This window comes from Bradyrhizobium sp. SZCCHNS3052, assembly GCF_032484495.1.
In the GTDB taxonomy this organism is placed as follows: domain Bacteria; phylum Pseudomonadota; class Alphaproteobacteria; order Rhizobiales; family Xanthobacteraceae; genus Bradyrhizobium.
The window spans coordinates 86794-106492 of the sequence record NZ_JAUETB010000013.1 but is presented as its reverse complement, the minus strand read 5'-3'; the positions used below and the strand labels follow the sequence as shown (position 1 = coordinate 106492).

The 19699-nt window shown below is 65.2% G+C and carries 17 protein-coding genes; 5 read left to right on the top strand and 12 right to left on the bottom strand.

Going from position 1 to position 19699, the window contains the following annotated elements; all coding sequences use genetic code 11:
* Nucleotides 1-173: 173 nt before the first annotated feature.
* The 10 genes from QX073_RS29090 to QX073_RS29045 all read right to left on the bottom strand — a co-directional run bounded on the left by QX073_RS29090 (nucleotide 174) and on the right by QX073_RS29045 (nucleotide 10451).
* Nucleotides 174-1082, bottom strand: a complete 909-nt coding sequence (locus QX073_RS29090; protein WP_316175048.1) for a hypothetical protein — start codon at nucleotides 1080-1082, stop codon at nucleotides 174-176.
* A gap of 223 nt (nucleotides 1083-1305) precedes the next feature.
* Nucleotides 1306-1590, bottom strand: coding sequence for a cupin domain-containing protein (locus QX073_RS29085; RefSeq protein ID WP_315717559.1), 285 nt, complete (start codon nucleotides 1588-1590; stop codon nucleotides 1306-1308).
* Between the two features lie 15 nt (nucleotides 1591-1605).
* Entirely contained in the window at nucleotides 1606-2703 is a 1098-nt protein-coding gene (locus tag QX073_RS29080; protein WP_316226770.1) for an ionic transporter y4hA, read from the bottom strand.
* Between the two features lie 115 nt (nucleotides 2704-2818).
* A complete protein-coding gene (locus QX073_RS29075) occupies nucleotides 2819-4156 on the bottom strand; it encodes a sodium:proton antiporter (protein WP_316226790.1) in 1338 nt (445 codons plus the stop codon).
* A gap of 103 nt (nucleotides 4157-4259) precedes the next feature.
* On the bottom strand, nucleotides 4260-5060 hold the full coding sequence (locus tag QX073_RS29070) for an alpha/beta hydrolase (protein ID WP_316226769.1): 801 nt from the start codon (nucleotides 5058-5060) through the stop codon (nucleotides 4260-4262).
* An 18-nt stretch (nucleotides 5061-5078) separates the two neighbouring features.
* A complete protein-coding gene (locus tag QX073_RS29065) occupies nucleotides 5079-6476 on the bottom strand; it encodes an NAD(P)(+) transhydrogenase (Re/Si-specific) subunit beta (protein ID WP_315717562.1) in 1398 nt (465 codons plus the stop codon).
* A gap of 45 nt (nucleotides 6477-6521) precedes the next feature.
* A complete protein-coding gene (locus QX073_RS29060; protein ID WP_315717563.1) occupies nucleotides 6522-6839 on the bottom strand; it encodes a proton-translocating transhydrogenase family protein in 318 nt (105 codons plus the stop codon).
* An 11-nt stretch (nucleotides 6840-6850) separates the two neighbouring features.
* Nucleotides 6851-7978: a Re/Si-specific NAD(P)(+) transhydrogenase subunit alpha gene (locus QX073_RS29055; protein ID WP_315717564.1), complete on the bottom strand. Its 1128-nt coding sequence runs from the start codon at nucleotides 7976-7978 to the stop codon at nucleotides 6851-6853.
* Nucleotides 7979-8118: 140 nt separating this feature from the next.
* Complete coding sequence (locus QX073_RS29050) at nucleotides 8119-8271, bottom strand: aa3-type cytochrome c oxidase subunit IV (RefSeq protein WP_315717565.1); 153 nt, start codon at nucleotides 8269-8271, stop codon at nucleotides 8119-8121.
* A gap of 197 nt (nucleotides 8272-8468) precedes the next feature.
* On the bottom strand, nucleotides 8469-10451 hold the full coding sequence (locus QX073_RS29045; RefSeq protein WP_316226768.1) for a M3 family oligoendopeptidase: 1983 nt from the start codon (nucleotides 10449-10451) through the stop codon (nucleotides 8469-8471).
* A gap of 120 nt (nucleotides 10452-10571) precedes the next feature.
* On the opposite strand from QX073_RS29045, the gene QX073_RS29040 reads away from it, so the two are divergent.
* The 3 genes from QX073_RS29040 to QX073_RS29030 all read left to right on the top strand — a co-directional run bounded on the left by QX073_RS29040 (nucleotide 10572) and on the right by QX073_RS29030 (nucleotide 16436).
* Nucleotides 10572-12065 (top strand): sigma-54 dependent transcriptional regulator, encoded by a 1494-nt coding sequence (locus QX073_RS29040; protein WP_316186040.1) that lies wholly within the window; start codon nucleotides 10572-10574, stop codon nucleotides 12063-12065.
* 386 nt (nucleotides 12066-12451) lie between these two features.
* Nucleotides 12452-14509, top strand: coding sequence for a murein L,D-transpeptidase (locus tag QX073_RS29035; protein ID WP_316226789.1), 2058 nt, complete (start codon nucleotides 12452-12454; stop codon nucleotides 14507-14509).
* A gap of 271 nt (nucleotides 14510-14780) precedes the next feature.
* Nucleotides 14781-16436, top strand: a complete 1656-nt coding sequence (locus tag QX073_RS29030; RefSeq protein WP_316226767.1) for a DUF882 domain-containing protein — start codon at nucleotides 14781-14783, stop codon at nucleotides 16434-16436.
* A gap of 168 nt (nucleotides 16437-16604) precedes the next feature.
* On the opposite strand, the gene QX073_RS29025 is transcribed toward QX073_RS29030, so the two are convergent.
* Together QX073_RS29025 and QX073_RS29020 are read right to left on the bottom strand one after the other, a co-directional pair.
* Entirely contained in the window at nucleotides 16605-16880 is a 276-nt protein-coding gene (locus QX073_RS29025) for a DUF2312 domain-containing protein (protein WP_008961835.1), read from the bottom strand.
* A 289-nt stretch (nucleotides 16881-17169) separates the two neighbouring features.
* Nucleotides 17170-17472 (bottom strand): DUF1244 domain-containing protein, encoded by a 303-nt coding sequence (locus QX073_RS29020; RefSeq protein ID WP_315717569.1) that lies wholly within the window; start codon nucleotides 17470-17472, stop codon nucleotides 17170-17172.
* A gap of 194 nt (nucleotides 17473-17666) precedes the next feature.
* Between QX073_RS29020 and QX073_RS29015 the strand changes: the two genes are divergently transcribed.
* Both QX073_RS29015 and pyk read left to right on the top strand, forming a co-directional pair.
* A complete protein-coding gene (locus QX073_RS29015; RefSeq protein WP_315717570.1) occupies nucleotides 17667-18263 on the top strand; it encodes a DUF1036 domain-containing protein in 597 nt (198 codons plus the stop codon).
* Complete coding sequence (gene pyk / locus QX073_RS29010) at nucleotides 18260-19696, top strand: pyruvate kinase (protein WP_315717571.1); 1437 nt, start codon at nucleotides 18260-18262, stop codon at nucleotides 19694-19696. Before QX073_RS29015 ends, pyk begins: the two co-directional genes overlap by 4 nt.
* Nucleotides 19697-19699: the final 3 nt, after the last annotated feature.

Sequence of the window (19699 nt, the reverse complement as noted above, 5' to 3'; positions counted from 1 at the left end):
TTTTTGTTTTGGGCGCCTCCTTTTGATTTCGCGCCTCCTGCCATCCGGCGACCAGGGTCAATCCGGGTTGCGCCGCCGCTCCTCGCATCGCTGCAGAGTTCGCCACTCCAAAGAAAAAGCGGCAGACCGCCCCGGCCCACCGCCTCGATCGCGTCCGCGAACGCTTCGATCGGCTACTTCGGCAACACCGAGTGGAACACCGATTTGGCTGCGGACATCATGTCCTGCGCCACGTTGGACATCTGGTCCTTGATCGATGGATCAGTCTTGTCGGCGCGCAGGTCGAGCGGACGCAACTGCTGGACAGGGATCTCCGCCGGAGGGGTCGGGCGCCCGTCCGGCTGCAATGATCCCGTGTAGGGCGGGCTCGAGGCCGACGGCAAGGCAAAGCCCTGCTCGACCGGTGGCGCAGACACCGTCACGGGAGGCGGCAGCGGACGGACCGGAGACACCGGTGGCGCGACGGTCGCGATGCGCGGCGCCTCGCCAGCGCCCCGGGGTGCGTCGCTCGACGGCTTCTCGACAGCCGCCTTGCCGGTACCTTCGCTCGCGCGCAACCGCTCGATCGCCGCGCGGGCGAGATCAGCAGCATCCCGGCGATCTTCCTGCTGGGTCGCTGGGGCCTCGGCCGGAGTACCGCGCGCAATCAGCTTTTCCCGGGGCGACGCGGGATGGCGCGAGGCCTGCGGATCGGCCGGGAGGCTCGCCGTTTCGGCCGGCTTCACTTCGACTGCCTTCTCTGCAGCCTTGTCGGCCAGCGACTTCTCGGACACGCCCTTGGCCTTGATGCCGGGAGCGGGAATGCTCGAGACCTCGTTCGACGTTTCCGCCGGCTTGGCGTCAGACTTGGGATCGGCCTTCGCTTCCAGCTTGGCAGGGTCGGTCCCCTTGCCCGTGGATTTCGGGGCGTCGCTCTTTGAGCCGGTGAGCTTGGCGTAGGCAGCCGACGCCACCGACGCCACGGTCGATGGCGGCGAGTCCGGCTTGGTGTTGATGTAGTGATTGACGATGTAGGCCCCGATGATGGTGGCAACCACCGACGGGATGATCTCCATGGCGAACTTTGTGAGATATTTCAGCATGCTGACCACTCCCGCGCGGTATTTGCGGGAACTTTGAGGCACAATTAAGGGACCATCCCACACCTTCCGAAGCTCGCAGACTGCACTCCGCGCAGACGCGACCGCCGAAAAGTCGTTTCCTGAAATCCTTTGAAGCCGGAGCCAGCAATCCCAGGGTGTTGCCACAGCTTCCGGATCGCCGGCTCAAGATACCACAATCAGCGGCATCCCGGTAAACAATTGGTTACGGCTTCAATTCAACTTCGAGGAAAACGATCTCGGAACCGGTCTCGTTCAGCACATCGTGTTCGACACCGGCCTTTCGGAAATAGGATTTGCCGACCGCGAGCTGCGCCTTCGAGCGCTCGCCGGACGGCGCCACGATCGTCATCTCGCCCGCTGTGACCGGCACGATCACGTAATCCATCTCATGAACGTGGCGCCCCGTGGCACTGCCGGGCAATAGCCGCCACTCCGTGACGCGGACTTCGGGCGTATCGACCTGGACGTCGGACTGAGCGCTGAGCATGGGGGATCTCTTGAATCAGGGGACGAAGAGCAGGAACACGAATATCGCGAACACCACCATGTGCACCAGCCCGAACAGAATGTTCGTCCGACCGGTGCCGAAGGTCAGCATGCTCAGGACGAAGGTCAGGACCAGCAGCACTGTTCCCTGCGGGTCCAGCCCGAGGACGAGCTGCCTGTCGAGCACATGGGCGGCGACCGCCACTGCCGGGATGGTCAGCCCTATGGTGGCGAGCGAGGAGCCAAGCGCGAGATTGATGCTCTTCTGAAGGTCGTTGGTGCGGGCGGCCGAGAGGGCGGCGACACTCTCCGGCAGCAGGATCAACAGCGCCACCAGCACGCCTGCGACCGCCTGCGGCGCCCCCGTTGCGGCAACGCCGGCGTCGACCACCAGCGAGAACTTCTTGGCAAGCAGGACCACAGCGAGCAGTGCGACCAGCAGCAGCCCGACACTGAGCAACAGCTTCGCACGCGGCAGCCGGACATCGTCATCGGCGAACCCAGCCGAGCCGCCGACGAAATAATCCCGATGGCGGGTGGTCTGCGTATACAGGAACACCGCGTAGAGCAGGATCGTCACGACGCTGACGAAGGCGATCTGCACGGCAGAATACACCGGACCAGGCGACGTCAAGGTATAATTCGGCAGCACCAGTGTGATGGTTGCCATCGTAAACAGTACGCTGAGATACAGATTGGCACCGGAGACCAGCACGTCCTGCTCGCGATAGCGCAAGCCGCCGATGAAGATGCAGATGCCGGCCAGGCCGTTGCACACGATCATGACGACCGCGAACACGGTGTCGCGGGCCAGCGCGGGCGCAGCCTTGTCGCCGAGCATGATGGTGGCGATCAGCGCCACCTCGATCACCGTCACCGCCAGGGTCAGGAGCAGCGTGCCGAACGGCTCGCCGATCTCATGCGCGATCACCTCGGCATGGTGCACGGCCGCGAACACCGTGCCGAACAGGATCACCAGCAGCACCGCGGCGAAGACCACGCCGGCGGCCGAAGGCGTGAAGTCATAATGCGTCGCCGTGACGATCGCGACGAGCGCGACCGCCAGGCCGGGAAAGATCACCGATGATGCGGGCGTTGCGCCCCTTACGCTCATGATTCGCGTCCTTCGATCCGTTCTGTCCGACTATGCGCGACCGCGAGGCGATCGTCACGCGGTCCGGCCGTGACCGGGTCAACCTGGACGGTCTCTGAAAGTGCCGTCGATCAGGTCAATGCGGGCTGAGCAGCGGATGGATCGGAAGCACGGTCAGCAGCACGAACAGCGGAATGAGGACGGCACCTGCCCGCAGCATGTAGCCGAAGAAACTCGGCATCTTGATGCCGCGCTCATTGGCGATCGCTGCGATCATGAAGTTCGGCGCATTTCCGATATAGGTCAGCGCGCCCATGTAGACTGCGCCCATCGAGATCGCCGCCAGCGTTCCCGAGAGCTCGCCCATCAGCAGCTTGGGATCGCCGCCCGCCAATTCGAAGAACAAGAGATAGGTCGGGGCATTGTCGAGGAAGGCCGACATCAGCCCGGTGAACCAGAAATAGGCGACCTCCCGCGGCGCGCCGGCGGGTGTCGTCACGGCATCCAAGAGCCAGCCGAAAGAGCCACTGCGCCCCGCATTCAGCATGGCGATGACCGGGACGATCGCGGTGAAGATCGCCGCGAACAGTTTGGCGACCTCTCGAATCGGCTCCCAATTGAACCCGTTCGCCTCGCGGTGCTCGTCCGGCGTCAGCCAGAGCGACAGTCCGGCGATCGCCACGAGGACGGCATCGCGCACGAGGTTCTGAAGCTCGACATGCGTGCCGAAGACGTCGAAGGAGATGCCCGGCTTCCAGGTCGCCGATAGCAGCGTATTGGCAACGATCGCGGCGATCAAAACGACATTGATGAGGCCGCGAATGCGCACCGGCTCCCTTGTTACGGACGCTTGCGACGCAAGCTTCTCCGCGCGGAAGCGCCACCAGTCGGTAGCGGCAAAGACGATGAGCAGCAATCCGGCGACGATCGCGGTCTGCAGCCAGAGATGTTGCGTCGTCCAGAAGAAGTCGACACCACGCAGAAAACCGACGAACAGCGGTGGATCGCCGAGCGGGCTCAGTGCACCACCGACATTGGCGGCCAGAATGATGAAGAAGATCAGCACATGCACATTATGCGGCCGGCTCAGATTGGCGCGGATCAGGGGGCGCACCAGGATCATCGCGGCGCCCGTCGTGCCGACGACGCTCGCGATGATCGTGCCGAGTGCCAGGATGGCCGTATTTGTCGCAGGTGTACCTCTGATGTCGCCGGTCACCAGGATGCCGCCGGCCACCGTATAGAGGGCGAACAGCAGCACGATGAAGCTGAGATACTCGGCGAGCAGCGCGTGGACGAAGGCGGCGAGCGCCGTGCCGAGCCCTGCATTCCAGGTCAACGCCGCCAACGTCACCAAGGCCCATGCCGCGGCGATCTTTCCGTAGTGATGATGCCAGAACCTGGCAAACAGCAGCGGCCCGAGCGCAATCGACAACAGCAGTCCCGCGAACGGCAGCGCGAACGGCCAGGTCATCGCGGAGCCGTTCAGCCCGGCCGCATGCGCCTGCACTGGCAGGCTCCCAAAGACAAGGAGTAGGATGGTCCCGCGCAGGGCCGGCCACCGCGATCCACGGACGTTACGGATTGTCGATGAAGCTCTTTGCCGTCTCAGTCGCACCAAAAAGATCCAGGTCATTATGTCCGCCGTCGGGAAACCGTACGAAGCGCTTTGGGTCATGCGCAAGTGCGAACAATCGTTCCCCGAAGCGGATCGAAATCGCCGGATCCCGTTCGCCGTGCATGATCAACAGCGGCACATGCACGTTGGCGATGCGCTGGTCGGAATGGAAGCGGTCGAGCATCAGCAGGCTGACCGGGACGACCCTGAGCATCGCGGAGGCGACGTCCACGGTCGACGTATAAGGGGCTTCGAGGATCAACTTGGAGATCGGATGCTCCGCCGCGATGGCGGTGGCGACACCGCTGCCGAGGGAAAAGCCCCAGGCGACGATCCGTCCCGCCTCGTAGCGCTCTGTCGTGAACGCATAGGCGACTGCGGCATCTTGCAGCAGCCCGGGCTCACTGGGACTGCCGCTGGACCCCGCATAGCCGCGATAGGAAAGCGCAACGAGACCGGTACCGTCGGCCGTGAGCGCCTTGAAGCGCGACGCCACGCCGGCAAGAAAATCGCCATTGCCCGGGAAGTACAGAACGACCTGGCGGCCCGGCTTCGCCGGCACATGCCAGACGATGACCCGCTCGCCATCGGCCGAGGTCAGCACATGCTCCTCAGCCTGAGGGAGCCCGGCTGCAGCCGGTGCCGTGCGGCCGACCGGCGGAATGGGAAACAGCATCGCACGCTGGCGGACGAACAGGGTCGCAAGCACGATGCCGTAGACCGCCGCCACGACGATCAGGAGCCATTTCAGAAACGTCATGGCTCCCGACGCCGTGGGCTACATGCCCTTGACGATGTTCTCGGTCATCTTCTTGGCGTCGCCGAGCAGCATCATCGTGTTGTCGCGGTAGAACAGCGGATTGTCGATGCCCGCATAGCCCGAGGCGAGCGAGCGCTTGATGAACATCACGGTGCCGGCCTTCCAGACTTGCAGCACCGGCATGCCGTAGATCGGCGAGGACTTGTCCTCTTCGGCCGCCGGATTGGTGACGTCGTTGGCGCCGATCACGAAGGCGACGTCGGCCTGGGCGAATTCCGAGTTGATGTCCTCGAGCTCGAACACCTCGTCGTAGGGAACGTTGGCTTCGGCGAGCAGCACGTTCATGTGGCCGGGCATGCGGCCCGCGACCGGATGAATCGCGTATTTCACCTCGACACCTTCCTTCTTCAGCGTGTCGGCCATCTCGCGCAGCGCGTGCTGCGCCTGGGCGACCGCCATGCCGTAGCCGGGGACGATGATGACCTTGGAGGCGTTCTTCATGATGAAGGCGGCGTCGTCGGCCGAGCCGAGCTTGGCCGGCTTCTGCTCGCCTGTCGCCCCGCCGGCCGCTGCGGTCTCGCCGCCGAAGCCGCCGAGGATGACCGAGATGAAGGACCGGTTCATCGCATGGCACATGATGTAGGACAGGATCGCACCGGACGAGCCGACCAGCGCGCCGGTGATGATCAGCGCCGAATTGCCGAGCGTGAAGCCGATGCCGGCCGCGGCCCAGCCCGAATAGGAGTTCAGCATCGAGATCACGACCGGCATGTCGGCGCCGCCGATCGGGATGATCATGAGCACGCCGAGCGCCAGCGCCAGCAGCGTCACCATCAGGAAGTCGAAGCCGCCGCCGGTCATCACCAGGCGGACCACGAAGAAGACGAGCGCGACCGCGAGCGCAATGTTGATGATGTGGCGCGCCGGCAGGATGATCGGTGCACCGCTCATCCGCGCGGACAGCTTGAGGAAGGCGATGACCGAGCCGGTGAAGGTCAGCGCGCCGATGGCGACGCCGAGCGACATTTCGACCAGGCTCTGCGGATGGATGTTGCCGGGCGTGCCGATGTCGAAGGCTTCCGGCGCGAAGAACGCGCCGGCGGCGACCAGCACCGCGGCCATGCCGACCAGCGAATGGAACGCCGCCACGAGCTCGGGCATCGACGTCATCGGCACCCGGCGCGCAATCACCGCACCGATACCGCCGCCGATCGCAACGCCGAGGATGACGAGCACCCAGGCGATCGCATCCGCCGGTGGATGCCCGGCCAGGGTGGTGGCGACCGCAATCGCCATGCCGGCCATGCCGAAGAAGTTGCCTTGCCGGCTCGAGGCCGGGCTCGACAGCCCGCGAAGAGACAGGATGAACAGCACACCTGCCACGAGATAAAGGAGTGCCGACAGATTGGCGTTCATTGCAGATGCCCCGTTGTGCCTGTCATCCCGCGTCGTGCGGCGTTGTTACCTGGACTTCTTCTTGTACATCGCCAGCATGCGCTGGGTGACGAGGAAGCCGCCGAAGATGTTCACGCAGGCGAAGATCAGCGCGACGAAGCCGAACGCTCGCGCCAGACCGCTGCCGCTCGAGAGCATGGGAACGCCGACCGCCAGCAGCGCGCCGACCACGATCACCGAGGAGATCGCATTGGTCACCGACATCAGCGGCGTGTGCAGGGCCGGCGTCACCGACCACACCACGAAGTAGCCGACGAACACCGCCAGCACGAAGATCGACAGCCGGAAGACGAAGGGGTCGACGGCTTGGACGACATGTTCCATGGCTCTGCTCCTTAGGCCTTCGGCTGGAAGTTCGGGTGGACGATGGCGCCATCCTTTGTCAAAGCCGTGGCCTTGACCAGCTCATCGTCCCAGTTGACCGCCAGTGTCTTTTCCTTCTTGTCGATCATCGTCTCGATGAAGGAAAACAGGTTGCGGGCGTACAGGCCGGAGGCGGACGCTGCGACCCGGCCGGCGAGATTGGGGTAGCCGATGATCTTGACGCCGTCGATCTCGACAGTCTCGCCGAGCTTGACGCCCTCGACATTGCCGCCACGCTCGACCGCGAGGTCGACCAGGACCGAGCCCGGGCGCATCGACTTCACCATCTCCATGGTGACGAGGCGCGGCGCTGGACGGCCGGGAATCAGCGCGGTTGTGATGATGACGTCCTGCTTCTTGATGTGTTCCGCCGTCAGCGCCGCCTGCTTGGCCTGGTACTCCTTGGACATCTCCTTGGCGTAGCCACCGGCCGTCTGCGCGTTCTTGAACTCCTCGTCCTCGACCGCCAGGAATTTGGCGCCGAGGCTCTCCACCTGCTCCTTGGTGGCGGGGCGCACGTCGGTGGCGGAGACCATGGCGCCGAGCCGGCGCGCGGTTGCGATTGCCTGCAGGCCGGCGACGCCGACGCCCATCACGAAGACCTTGGTCGCCGGCACGGTGCCGGCCGCGGTCATCATCATCGGGAAGGCGCGACCGAACGCCTCGGCGCCCTCGATCACGGCGCGGTAGCCGGCGAGGTTCGCCTGGCTCGACAGCACGTCCATCACCTGGGCGCGGGTGATGCGCGGCATCAGTTCCATCGCGAACGAGGCAATGCCGGCATCGGCCATCGCCTTGAGCGCGGTATCGTTGCCGTAGGGATCCATGATCGCGAACACCAAGGCGCCACGCCGGTAGTTGGCAAGCTCGGAGGCTTCCGGCCGTTTCACCTTGATGATGATGTCGGCGTCCTTGAGCGCATCGGCGCTCACGGTTGCGCCCGCCGCCGTGAACTCCGAATCCGGCAGGCCGGATTTGATGCCGGCGCCGGGCTCGACCGCGATCTCGGCACCCAACGCCTTGAACTTCTTCACCGTGTCGGGAGAGGCGGCGACCCGCGGCTCCAACGGGTCGATTTCCTTGGCGACGGCAATCTTCATGAGGCCTCCGGCGCGAATGCGCGCGCGAGCTTTAAGAGGGCGGGACGTCCATGGGCTACAGCGTGACGCCTGGTCAGCAATCGGCTTCGGCAGTCAGCTGAAGGCCCGCCAGCGGGGATGCCGGCGGGCCGATCGCGACATTAAGCGAGGAAAATAGCCATCAAGATGACGATGAGAGCGACGCCGATCGTGCCGTACTTCACCAGCCTGATGAAGCCCTCGTAGGTGGCCTCATGCGCCAGATAGTCGTTGCCGTCAGCCGTCGAGTAGGCGATCTCGCCATGGTTTGCCATCGGGGTCCCCCAGAGAAAATATGCTTTGTTAAGGTCGCATACCCCAAAGCCGATGCAAGGGCAACGGCTGGCATGCAAGGCAGTTTTATTACCTTTTCCGATCGCCCTATTGGCAAGGCCAATTATCACGGATCCAGCGCGTCAGGCTGGCCTCGCCGGCGCGCCTCTTCGACCCGTTCAACACATGTTATACGCCCCTACCCCATCCGCTCCAGCTCGTCGATCATCCCGGCGATGACCGAGAGACCACCGTCCCAGAACCTGGGGTCCTTGGCGTCCAGGCCGAACGGGGCGAGCAGCTCCGAATAGTGCTTGGTGCCGCCGGCCGCGAGCATCGCCAGATAGCGCTCGGCGAACCCCTCGGCGGCATGCTCGTAGACGGCGTAGAGCGAGTTCACGAGGCAGTCCCCGAATGCATAGGCGTAGACGTAGAACGGTGAATGGATGAAATGCGGGATGTACATCCAGAAGTTCTCGTAGCCCGGCTTGATCTCGATCGCCTCGCCGAGGCTCTCGGTCTGCACCGACAGCCAGATCTGTCCCAGCCGCTCCGCGGTCAGTTCGCCGTTCTTGCGCTCGGTGTGGACAGCACGCTCGAACGAATAGAACGCGATCTGCCGCACCACCGTGTTGATCATGTCCTCGACCTTGCCGGCGAGCAGCGCCTGGCGCTGCCTCGCGTCCTTGGTCTCGGACAGCAGGCGCCTGAAGGTCAGCATCTCGCCGAACACGCTCGCGGTCTCGGCCAGCGTCAGCGGCGTCGGCGCCATCAGCGCACCGTTCTTCGCTGCCAGCACCTGGTGCACGCCATGACCGAGCTCATGCGCGAGCGTCATGACGTCGCGTGGCTTGCCCTGGTAGTTCATCAGCACATAGGGATGCGCCGAGGGCGTGGTCGGATGCGAGAACGCGCCCGGCGCCTTGCCCGGCCGCACCGGCGCATCGATCCAGCTCTGGTCGAAGAAGCGCTGGGCGATGTCGGCCATCTCGGGCGAGAAGCCGCGATACGCCGTCAGCACCATGTTCTTGGCCTCGGGCCAGGCGATGGTGGCATTGGCGGCGAAGGGCAGCGGCGCGTTGCGGTCCCAATGCGCGAGCTTCTTCTTTTTGAACCAGCGCGCCTTGAGCTGATAGTAGCGATGCGACAGCTTCGGATAGGCCGCGCGCACCGAGGCCACCAGCGCATCGACCACCTCGCGCTCGACGCGATTGTTGAGATGGCGCGAATCCGCAACGTCCTGGAAGCCGCGCCAGCGGTCGGAGATGTCCTTGTCCTTGGCGAGCGTATTGGTGATCAGCGCGAAGGTTCGCTCATTGGCCTTGAAGGTCTTGGCCAGCGCCTCGGCGGCGGCCTTCCGCTTGGCGCCGTCACGGTCCTGCAGGAAATTCAGCGTCGGCTCGATCGCGAGTTCCTTGCCACCGACTTGAAACCGTAGACCGGCGATGGTCTGGTCGAACAGCCGGTTCCAAGCCGAATAGCCGGTCTGCGACTTCTCGTGGAACAGCTGCTCCACGCGATCCTCGAGCTGATACGGCTTGTCCTTGCGCAGATCCTCGATCCACGGCCGGTAGTGACCGAGCGCGGGCGTCTCCATCGCGCGCGCGATCACGGCGTCGTCGATGCGGTTGAGCTCGAGCGGAAAGAACAGCAGATGCGTCGACGCGGCCGTCAGGCGCTCCGAGATGTCGCCGTAGAATTTCGAGATCGCGGGATCGACGCTGTCGCCGGCATGCGCGAGACCCGCGAAGGAGCCGAGCCGTCCGGCGAGGTCGTCGATGGCCTCGTAGCGCCGCACGGCTTCTGCGAGCCATTCGCCACCGTCTTCGCGCGCCACATGCTCGGCAAGCTTGCCCTTGTAGTCGGTCTCAAACGCGACGCATTCGGCATCCATCTTCGCGAGATCGTGAGCGATCTCCGGCGCGTCGATGCCCATATAAAGATCGCCGAGATTCCATTCGGGCAGCGTCCCGATCCCCGTCTTGGCCGCGACCACCTTCTTCGCCGGCTTTGCAGACGATTTGGCCGTCGCGCCACGCTTGGTCTTGGCGGCTGCCTGCCTCGACGGAGTCTTGACGACGGACTTCTTGGCCGGCTTGGCCTTGGCAGTCTTTGACGCGGTTTTGGGCGGAGGAGCAGCTTTGGTCGGCTTGCGAAGGGCAGAAGAGGCGCGCGAGGTCATCGGATGGGTAACCTGTTGTTCGAACGTTTATCCCGATCAGCGAGGTTTAAGGTTGCGTTAATCGGCGTCGGCGAGAGTGCCCCGATTCGAGACAGATAGTCGTAGCGTGCAAGGAAAGCCATGGCTGCCAGCATTTTGATTGCCGATGATGATCCGGTCCAGCGCCGGCTGGTGGAGAACATGGTGCAGAAATGCGGCTACGAGGCGGTCGTCGTCGAGACCGGCGACGCCGTCATCGAGAAGCTGACGAATCCTGATGCCGGCCCCATCGACGCCATCGTGCTCGACCTCGTGATGCCCGGCCTCGACGGCATGGGCGTGCTCTCCAAGATGCGCGAGACGGGGATCTCGATACCCGTGATCGTGCAGACCGCGCATGGCGGCATCGACAACGTGGTCTCCGCGATGCGCGCCGGCGCGCAGGATTTCGTCGTCAAGCCGGTCGGCATCGAGCGGCTCCAGGTCTCCCTGCGCAATGCGCTCAATACCTCGGCCCTGAAGGGCGAATTGCAGCGCATCCGGCACAGCCGCGAGGGGCGCCTGACCTTCGCGGACATCATCACCCGCGCCGAGGCGATGGCGCCGATCCTGCGCATCGCGGAGAAGGCCGCGGCTTCGTCGATTCCCGTGCTGATCGAAGGCGAATCGGGCGTCGGCAAGGAGCTGTTCGCCCGCGCGATCCACGGCACCAGCGAGCGCAAGACGAAGCCGTTCGTCGCCGTCAATTGCGGCGCGATCCCGGACAATCTGGTGGAATCGATCCTGTTCGGCCACGAGAAGGGCGCATTCACCGGCGCGACCGAGCGTCACATGGGCAAGTTCGTCGAAGCCCATGGCGGCACGCTGTTCCTCGACGAGGTCTCGGAGCTGCCGCTCACCGCCCAGGTCAAGCTGCTGCGCGCCCTGCAGGAGGGCGCCGTGGAAGCCGTCGGCGGCCGCAAGCCGGTCAAGGTCGACGTGCGCATCATCTCGGCGACCAATCGCAGGCTGCTCGACCGCGTCAAGGAAGGCCACTTCCGCGAGGATCTGTTCTACCGGCTGCATGTGCTGCCGCTCACCGTTCCGCCACTGCGCACCCGCCGCGAGGACATCCCGCATCTGTTGCGGCATTTCCTCGCGCGGTTTGCGGCTGAGGAGAACCGCGCCATTTCGGGCATCACCGGCGAGGCCGTCGCCTATCTGACCAAGCTCGACTGGCCCGGCAATATCCGCCAGCTGGAAAACGCGGTCTACCGCGCCGTCGTCATGGGCGAGAGCGACCAGCTCGGCGTTGCCGATTTTCCGCTGATTCCCACCCACGCGCCGCCGGTGGAGCCTGCGCCGGCCCTCACCGTGGAGCGGCCCGTTCCTCCCCTGCCTGCGATGGTGCCGGGGAGTGAAGTCCCCATTGCCCCCCTGCCCTCGCATGGGTTCCTGCCGCTGCTCACCGCAAGCGGCGAGGTGCGGCCGCTCGAGGAGATGGAGCATGAGATCATCCGTTTCGCCATCGCCCATTACCGCGGCCAGATGTCTGAGGTGGCGCGCCGCCTCAAAATCGGACGCTCGACGCTCTACCGCAAGCTCGACGAGGCCAATGGCGAGACGCCCGCGACGGAAAGCCCGCCGCTTGGCTGAGCCGCTCGGATCCTCACCATGGTCGCGCTCGGCTGTCGTCCGAAAAAGGCCGCAAGTCTTGGCAACACTGGAACATCTGAACCGTTGCCTTGCGGTGACAGACAAAGGAAATAACGCGTGGCACAAACGCACGATCGGTTTGGCCGGGGTTTCCCAAGAGTCAGTTTGTCGTGAGTTGTCCCGTGTGGCGCTGGCCGCAGAAGTGGGGCTTGAGTATCGTTTGGGCGTGAATCATTGCGTGCAGACGTGAACCATCCTCACCGGCGGTACCGACGCCGAAGCTGGCAGATCGACCTTGTTACACCTGTTCCAGCCGGGACAGATCATCCGAGGGATTGACGATGCGAGATTGTGTGACCACCCGTGGCGGATATGACCGCGTGCTCATGGCTGTCGCGGCGACCTTCCTCGCGGTGTCCTCGACCTCTGCTTTCGCCCAGAGCGATCCGCCCCGCAGCAGCGCGGCCGAGCTCGCCATCGATGCTGCGATCCCGTTCCCCGAGCCGGCCAACGTGCCGCCGCCGACCGCCAGCGACTTCAAACTCGACACCACCGCCACCGTGTCGCCCGACCCGGCCAAGGCGCCGGAGACGACGACCAAGCCGCTCGACTCTGCCGCGGCGCCTGCGGCCGATCCCGCCAAGACCATCGCCACGCCGCCTGCAGCAGCCCCTGCGACCGCGACAGTCCCAGAGCCGGTCAAGGCCGCCAGCACCGTTCCCGCCGCCGATCAGCCGGTTGCCGACCGTCTGCGCGACCTGATGGCGACCAAGGCGACAAGGTATTTCGACCGCAAGGCCGAACGCGCCGCCGTCGAGAAATTCTACACCGGCCGCGACTACGCGCCGATCTGGACCCAGGGCGGCAACCTGACGGCCGCCGCGAAGGGCGTCGTCGCCCGTCTCAAGGATGCAGCGGCCGATGGCCTCAATCCCGGCGACTATCCGGTGCCGGACTTCGCGGCCGCAGCCTCCGCACCGGACGCACTGGCGGAGGCCGATCTCAGGCTCACCGAGAGCATGATGGACTACGCCCGCCAGGCGCAGAGCGGCCGCATGCACTGGTCGCAGGTCTCGGCGGACATCCAGTATCCCGAGCACCCGATCGACCCGAACGAGGTGCTGGCCAACGTCACCGGCGCCAAGGACGCCTCCGCGGCGCTGGAGAGCTACAACCCGCCGCACCGGCTCTACAAGCTCTTGAAGGCCAAGCTTGCCGAGCTGCGCGGCGTCACCGACGGCGCACCCGTCATCATCGACGAAGGCCAGCCGCTGAAATACACCCCGGCCCGCGGCAAGAATGCGCAGGAAGCCGAGGCGCAGATGTCCGACCCGCGCGTGCCCAAGCTGCGCGCCAAGCTCGGTCTCACCGAGAATGCCGACGACATCCGCTACGACGCCAAGGTCGCCGCCGCCGTTCGCAAGTTCCAGGAGAGTGTCGACCTCAAGCCGACCGGGGTGCTCGACGACCGCACCGTGAAGGCGCTGAACACGCCCAAGCGTGACAAGCAGATCGATACGGTCCTCGTCAACATGGAGCGCTGGCGCTGGTTGCCGCGCGACCTCGGCGCGCCTGCGATCGGCGACGCCTATGTGATCCTCAACATTCCCGACTACACGCTGAAGGTGATGCAACACGGCGCGCAGGTGTGGACCACCCGCGTGGTGACCGGCAAGCCCGGGCAGCATGCGACGCCGCTGCTCAGCGAGACGATGAAGTTCATCACGGTCAATCCGACCTGGAACGTGCCGCCGTCGATCATCTACAACGAGTATCTGCCGGCGCTGCAGCAGGACCCGACCGTGCTGGACCGCATGGGCCTGCGGCTGGAGCGCGCGCGCGACGGCTCGATCCACATCTCGCAGCCGCCGGGCGAGGCCAACGCGCTCGGCCGCATCCGCTTCAACTTCCCGAACAAGTTCCTGGTCTATCAGCACGACACGCCGGACAAGAACCTGTTCGCCCGTGACGAGCGCGCCTTCAGCCACGGCTGCATGCGCGTGCAGTATCCGGATCAGTACGCGTCGGTGCTGCTCAACATCACCATGCCGAACGAGCGCTACACGCCAGAGCGCATCCGCAGCATGTACGGCCGGAGCGAGATCGACCTGAAATTCCCGACGCCGATCCCGGTGAACATCACCTACCAGACCGCCTTCGTCGACGATGCCGGCAAGCTGCAATTCCGCAAGGACATCTATGGCCGCGACGCCACCATGATCGCGATCCTGAAGAACAACCGCGGCAAGGATCTCGAGAACGTCGTCGCCCACGCCCAACCCAGCTACGCGCGTCCGAAGGGGGCGCTGCCGAACTCGGTCAGCCTCAGCGACAACAGCTTCTCCTCCGGCCCGAACTTCTTCGAGCGTCTGTTCGGTGGCGGTGGCCCGCCGACGCCGCCGGCGCCGGTCGGCCGTCCTGCCCGGCGGGTCTTCACCCGCTGATCAGGCCGCCAATCACGGTCACAATTTCCGTTTGGAGATCAAAGGCCTCGCCGATCGGCGGGGCCTTTGCTTTAGGTTAACCACAAGGATCAACCAAGATTCGATGGCTCTTTTTCGCCACACTCAAGAGTATATGTTAAGGGTAATTGGGGGGCGGGCCGGTCAGTATCCCTTAACCATCCCGCCTTAGGTAAGCGTTTCCTCTCTCTTCCGCCGGACGGGCCGCAAGAGGGTAATCGAGTAAACGCTCGTCGACGGGGTGGGCTGCATCTTGCTGTCTGTTTTCGCGCGCCAATCTGTTTCGCTCACGAGGGCGGGTTGGAAGGCTGGATGCCAATGCGGGCTGGCGGCGCTGCTGCTGCTCATCGGCGCCGGCTCGGTGCATGACGCAGCGGCGCTGAATGAAACCCACACCCTCTCCTTCCACCACACCCATTCCGGCGAGGACCTGACGGTCACCTTCAAGCGCGAGGGCCGCTATGACGAAGACGCGCTGAAGAAGCTCAATCACTTCCTCCGCGACTGGCGTACCCAGGACGAGACGATCATGGACCGCCGCCTGTTCGACATCCTCTGGGAAGTCTATCGCGACGTCGACGCCAAGCAGCCGATCCAGATCATCTCGTCGTACCGGTCGCCCGCCACCAATTCGATGCTGCGCCGTCGCTCGGCGCATTCCGGTGTGGCGCGGCACAGCCAGCACATGCTGGGCCACGCGATGGATTTCTACATTCCCAATGTGCCGCTGGAGCAGATCCGCTTCGCCGGCCTGCGCCTGCAGCGCGGCGGTGTCGGCTTCTATCCGACCTCCGGCTCGCCTTTCGTGCACCTCGACACCGGCAACATCCGGCACTGGCCGCGGATGACGGCTGACCAGCTTGCCCGCGTCTTCCCGGACGGAAAGACTGTTCACGTGCCGAGCAACGGCGTTCCGCTCAAGGGCTATGAGCTGGCGAAGGCCGAGATCGAGAAACGCGGCAATGGCGATGACGCGTCGTCCAGCCGCCCCAACCTGTTTGCACGGCTGTTCCGCGGTCGTCCGAGCGAGGATGACGACGAGTCTGGCGAGAGCGAGAGCAAGGCCGACGCCAAACCGGTCCAAACCGCGGCACTCGCCGCCAAGCCGGCTGACAAGAGCTCCGACAAGGACAGCCGGACCGCCGAGCGAGCGGTGGACAGCAAAGCCGCCACCGCGCGTGGCAAGATCGCCAATGCGCTGCAGTTGGCCTCCGCGGATGCGCAATCTGCCGCTCAGCCCGTGGCGACCAGGCCCGAGACGAAGTCCGAAACGACGGGCGCTGTCGGCAGCAAATCCAGGGACGGCGCGCCGCAGAGCGTCGCCGACATCATCAATTCGCGCGGCTTCTGGGGTGACAATCCTGGGACGCCGAAGCAGGCAACCCCCGAGCAGGTTGCCGCGATCACGGCGCGCCGTGCGCTGTCGTCGATCGATCAGCAACAGACCGCGAGCCTGATGCAGGCCATGGCCTTCGCGCCCCCGGCCTCCTCTCCGCTCGATCGCGCCAATGCCGCCTCCACGACCGCCATCCCGGTGCGAAACTCCCGCCCGGCGACCCGCAGCGTCACGCCGGCGCCGGAGCCCGCCCCGGTGGCCGCGAAGAACGGGCAAGGTCAGGACGGCGCCATCACGATGGCGACGCGAATCTCCGCGGCCAAGGGCCCCGATTCGACCTGGATGCGGGCCATCATGCTGACGCCGAGCGCATCGTCATCGATGTCCGTGACGAAAATGGGCGAGGTCGACCTCACCGTGATGCGCAGCTATTTCGTCAAGCCGCAGGTCGCGCTGGCGATGAGCTTCGCCGCCGAGCCGACGCCGGGACTGAGCTATGACCAGTTCACAGGGCCGGCGATCATCAAGCTCGAAACCAAATCCTTCGCCATGCGCGCGGCAGCCTTGCGCTGACGCCGAGGCGGCCGGCTTCGTCGTTCTCCTCAGCATTGACGCGTTTGGAGTGCGGCGTCGATCGCCGCAGCACGCGCATGCCGCCGGCGCGCCGAGCCGAATCGCGAGAAAGCGAATGCCCCGTCAGGGGCCGGCGGAGGTCTCCTGCTGGTGAGCGAGGCCGGCTGCTCAGATCATTCCGAGCGCCTGCATATAGGTCTCGAGGATGCTTTCCTCTTCCTGGCGCTCGTTCGGGTCCTGCTTGCGCAGCCGGATGATCGTGCGCAGCGCCTTGACGTCGAAGCCATTGCCCTTGCTCTCGGCGTAGACGTCCTTGATGTCTTCGGAGATCGCCTTCTTCTCCTCCTCGAGACGCTCGATCCGCTCGATGATCGACTTGAGCTGGTCTACGGCAAAGCGGGTCGCGGGCGAGTCGTCGTCCTTCGCGGCGGCGGAGGTGGCCATCTGATACTCCTGAGTGGAACTCTGTGTCCAAGGAAGGCGCCAAAGGGCGCTGCGTGTTCGCCGCGACCCTCAAATCTGGCGTGCCCTGCGTCAAGGCGACATCGACCTCATCCACAGAGCGCCCACATCTTGTTGGCCTGCGCAGCGTCAAGCCCGCGCAAGCCGCCCGCGCCACTTGTGTTTCGTCGCCATCGCGCGCAGCACCCGATTCGCCGTTCGAAGCCCCTGCCAAGTCTGGACTCGCGCGCGCAGGGCAACACAGCGCATCTCCTGCGCGCTCGTTCCGGATTCAGTGGCCCGGATGCGCCTTCTTGAACGCTTCGTGCTGCTCGGCGCTCGCCTCGCGCTGGTACTTCGCCTTCCATTGCTCGTAGGGCATGCCATAGACCGCCTCGCGGCTCTCGTCCCTGGTCATTGGTGCCCCCTGGGCGTCGGCGGCGTCCTTCAGCCAGTTGGAGAGGCAGTTGCGGCAGAAGCCTGCCAGATTCATCAGATCGATGTTCTGAACGTCGGTTCTGGTCCGCAGATGCTCGACAAGCCGGCGAAAGGCGGCGGCTTCGAGCTCGGTCCGGGTGGTGCTGTCCATCGTCATCTCTTTGTTCCCTGTTCCGCGCCGTGACGGATGTCTGCTATATAATGAGGCTTCGTCGCAGATTTGGCCATATCGCAGCACCGTCAGGAGGAGCGAGGCGCTGGATCGCAGCGGCTTCGCACGAGATCGTCATGACGTTGACAGCCGCAGCCAAGCCCAGCGACATCGTTCAACGGTTGATATAGCGTCGCGCAATGATCCCGAAAATCTCCTCTCTCTTGCATCGCAATCCCTTCCGCCCCGGTTACGGACTGCTTTCGCTGCTTGGGTTGGCCGCGCTCTGTCTGTGGTCGTCCCCGGCGGCCGCCGATTTTCGGCTCTGCAACAACACCTCCAGCCGGGTCGGGATCGCCCTCGGCTACAAGGACGCCGAAGGCTGGACCACGGAAGGCTGGTGGAACGTGTCGTCACGCAGCTGCGAGACGCTGCTCAAGGGCACGCTGGTGGCGCGCTATTATTACATCTATGCGCTGGACTATGACCGCGGCGGTGAATGGTCGGGACAGGCCTTCATGTGCTCGCGTGACAAGGAATTCACCATCAAGGGCACCGACAATTGCCTGGCCCGAGGCTTCGACCGCACCGGCTTCTTCGAGGTCGACACCGGCGACCAGCGTGCCTGGACCGTGCAGCTCACGGAGGCCAATGAGCAGCCGGCGCAGCAGCGCGTTCCAGGTATCCCGGGCACGCTCGGGCCCGGAGGCAACGTCCCCGGTCTGCCGAATGGGCCGCAGGGCACGCCGCCGGCGGCCGCGCCGGCCCTGCCGCCAGGACAAGCACCCAAGCCATGAGGCGGCTGCGACGCATCAAGATCCTCGCCACGCTCGGTCCCGCCTCCTCGGACAGCACGATGATTCGCAAGCTGTTCGAGGCCGGAGCCGACATCTTCAGGATCAACATGAGCCACACCTCGCACGACAAGCTGCGGGAGCTGGTGGCCACGATCCGCAGCGTGGAGGCGAGCTACGGCCGCCCGATCGGCATTCTGGTCGACCTCCAGGGCCCGAAGCTCAGGCTCGGCACCTTCGCCGAGGGCCCGGTTCAGCTCAACAACGGCCAGAGCTTCGTGCTCGATTCGGACAAGACGCCGGGCGATGTGACGCGGGTCCACCTGCCGCATCCGGAAATCCTGGCCGCCCTGCAGCCGGGACATGCGCTGCTGCTGGATGACGGCAAGGTGAGGCTGATCGCCGAGGAGACCTCGCCGACCCGCGCCGTCACCCGGGTCGTGATCGGCGGCAGGATGTCCGACCGCAAGGGCGTGAGCCTGCCGGACACCGACCTGCCGGTCTCGGCGATGACGCCGAAGGACCGCGCCGACCTCGATGCAGCCTTGAACATCGGCATCGACTGGATCGCGCTATCCTTCGTGCAGCGCGCCGACGACGTGCTGGAAGCCAAGAAGATCATCCGCGGCCGCGCCGCGGTGATGTCCAAGATCGAGAAGCCGCAGGCGATCGACCGGCTCAACGACATCATCGATGTCTCCGATGCCTTGATGGTGGCGCGCGGCGATCTCGGCGTCGAGCTGCCGCTGGAGCGCGTGCCCGGACTGCAGAAGCAGATGACCCGGCTGGCGCGCCGCGCCGGCAAGCCGGTGGTGGTGGCGACGCAGATGCTGGAATCGATGATCCAGTCGCCGGTGCCGACCCGCGCCGAGGTCTCCGACGTCGCGACCGCCGTCTATGAAGGCGCCGACGCCATCATGCTGTCGGCCGAGTCGGCCGCCGGCAAATACCCGGTCGAGGCGGTGTCGACCATGAACCGCATCGGCGAGGAGGTCGAGCGCGACGTGGTCTATCGCTCGGTGATCGCGGCGCAGCGTCCCGAGCCGGAATCGACCGCGGGCGATGCGATCGCCGAGGCCGCGCGGCGGATCGCCGAAAATCTCGATCTTCCTACGATCATCTGCTGGACCTCGTCCGGCTCCACCGCCATCCGTGTCGCGCGCGAGCGGCCGAAGCCGCCGGTGGTCGCGATCACGCCCAATCTGGCGACCGGGCGCCGCTTGTCGGTCGTCTGGGGCGTGCACTGCGTGGTGGCCGAGGACGCGCGCGACCAGGACGACATGGTCGAGCGCGCCGGCTCGATCGCGTTCCGCGACGGCTTCGTCCGCGCCGGGCAGCGCGTCATCATCGTCGCCGGCGTGCCGCTCGGCACGCCCGGCACCACGAACATGGTGCGGATCGCCTATGTCGGGCCGTCGAGCGACGCCCATATCTGAGAC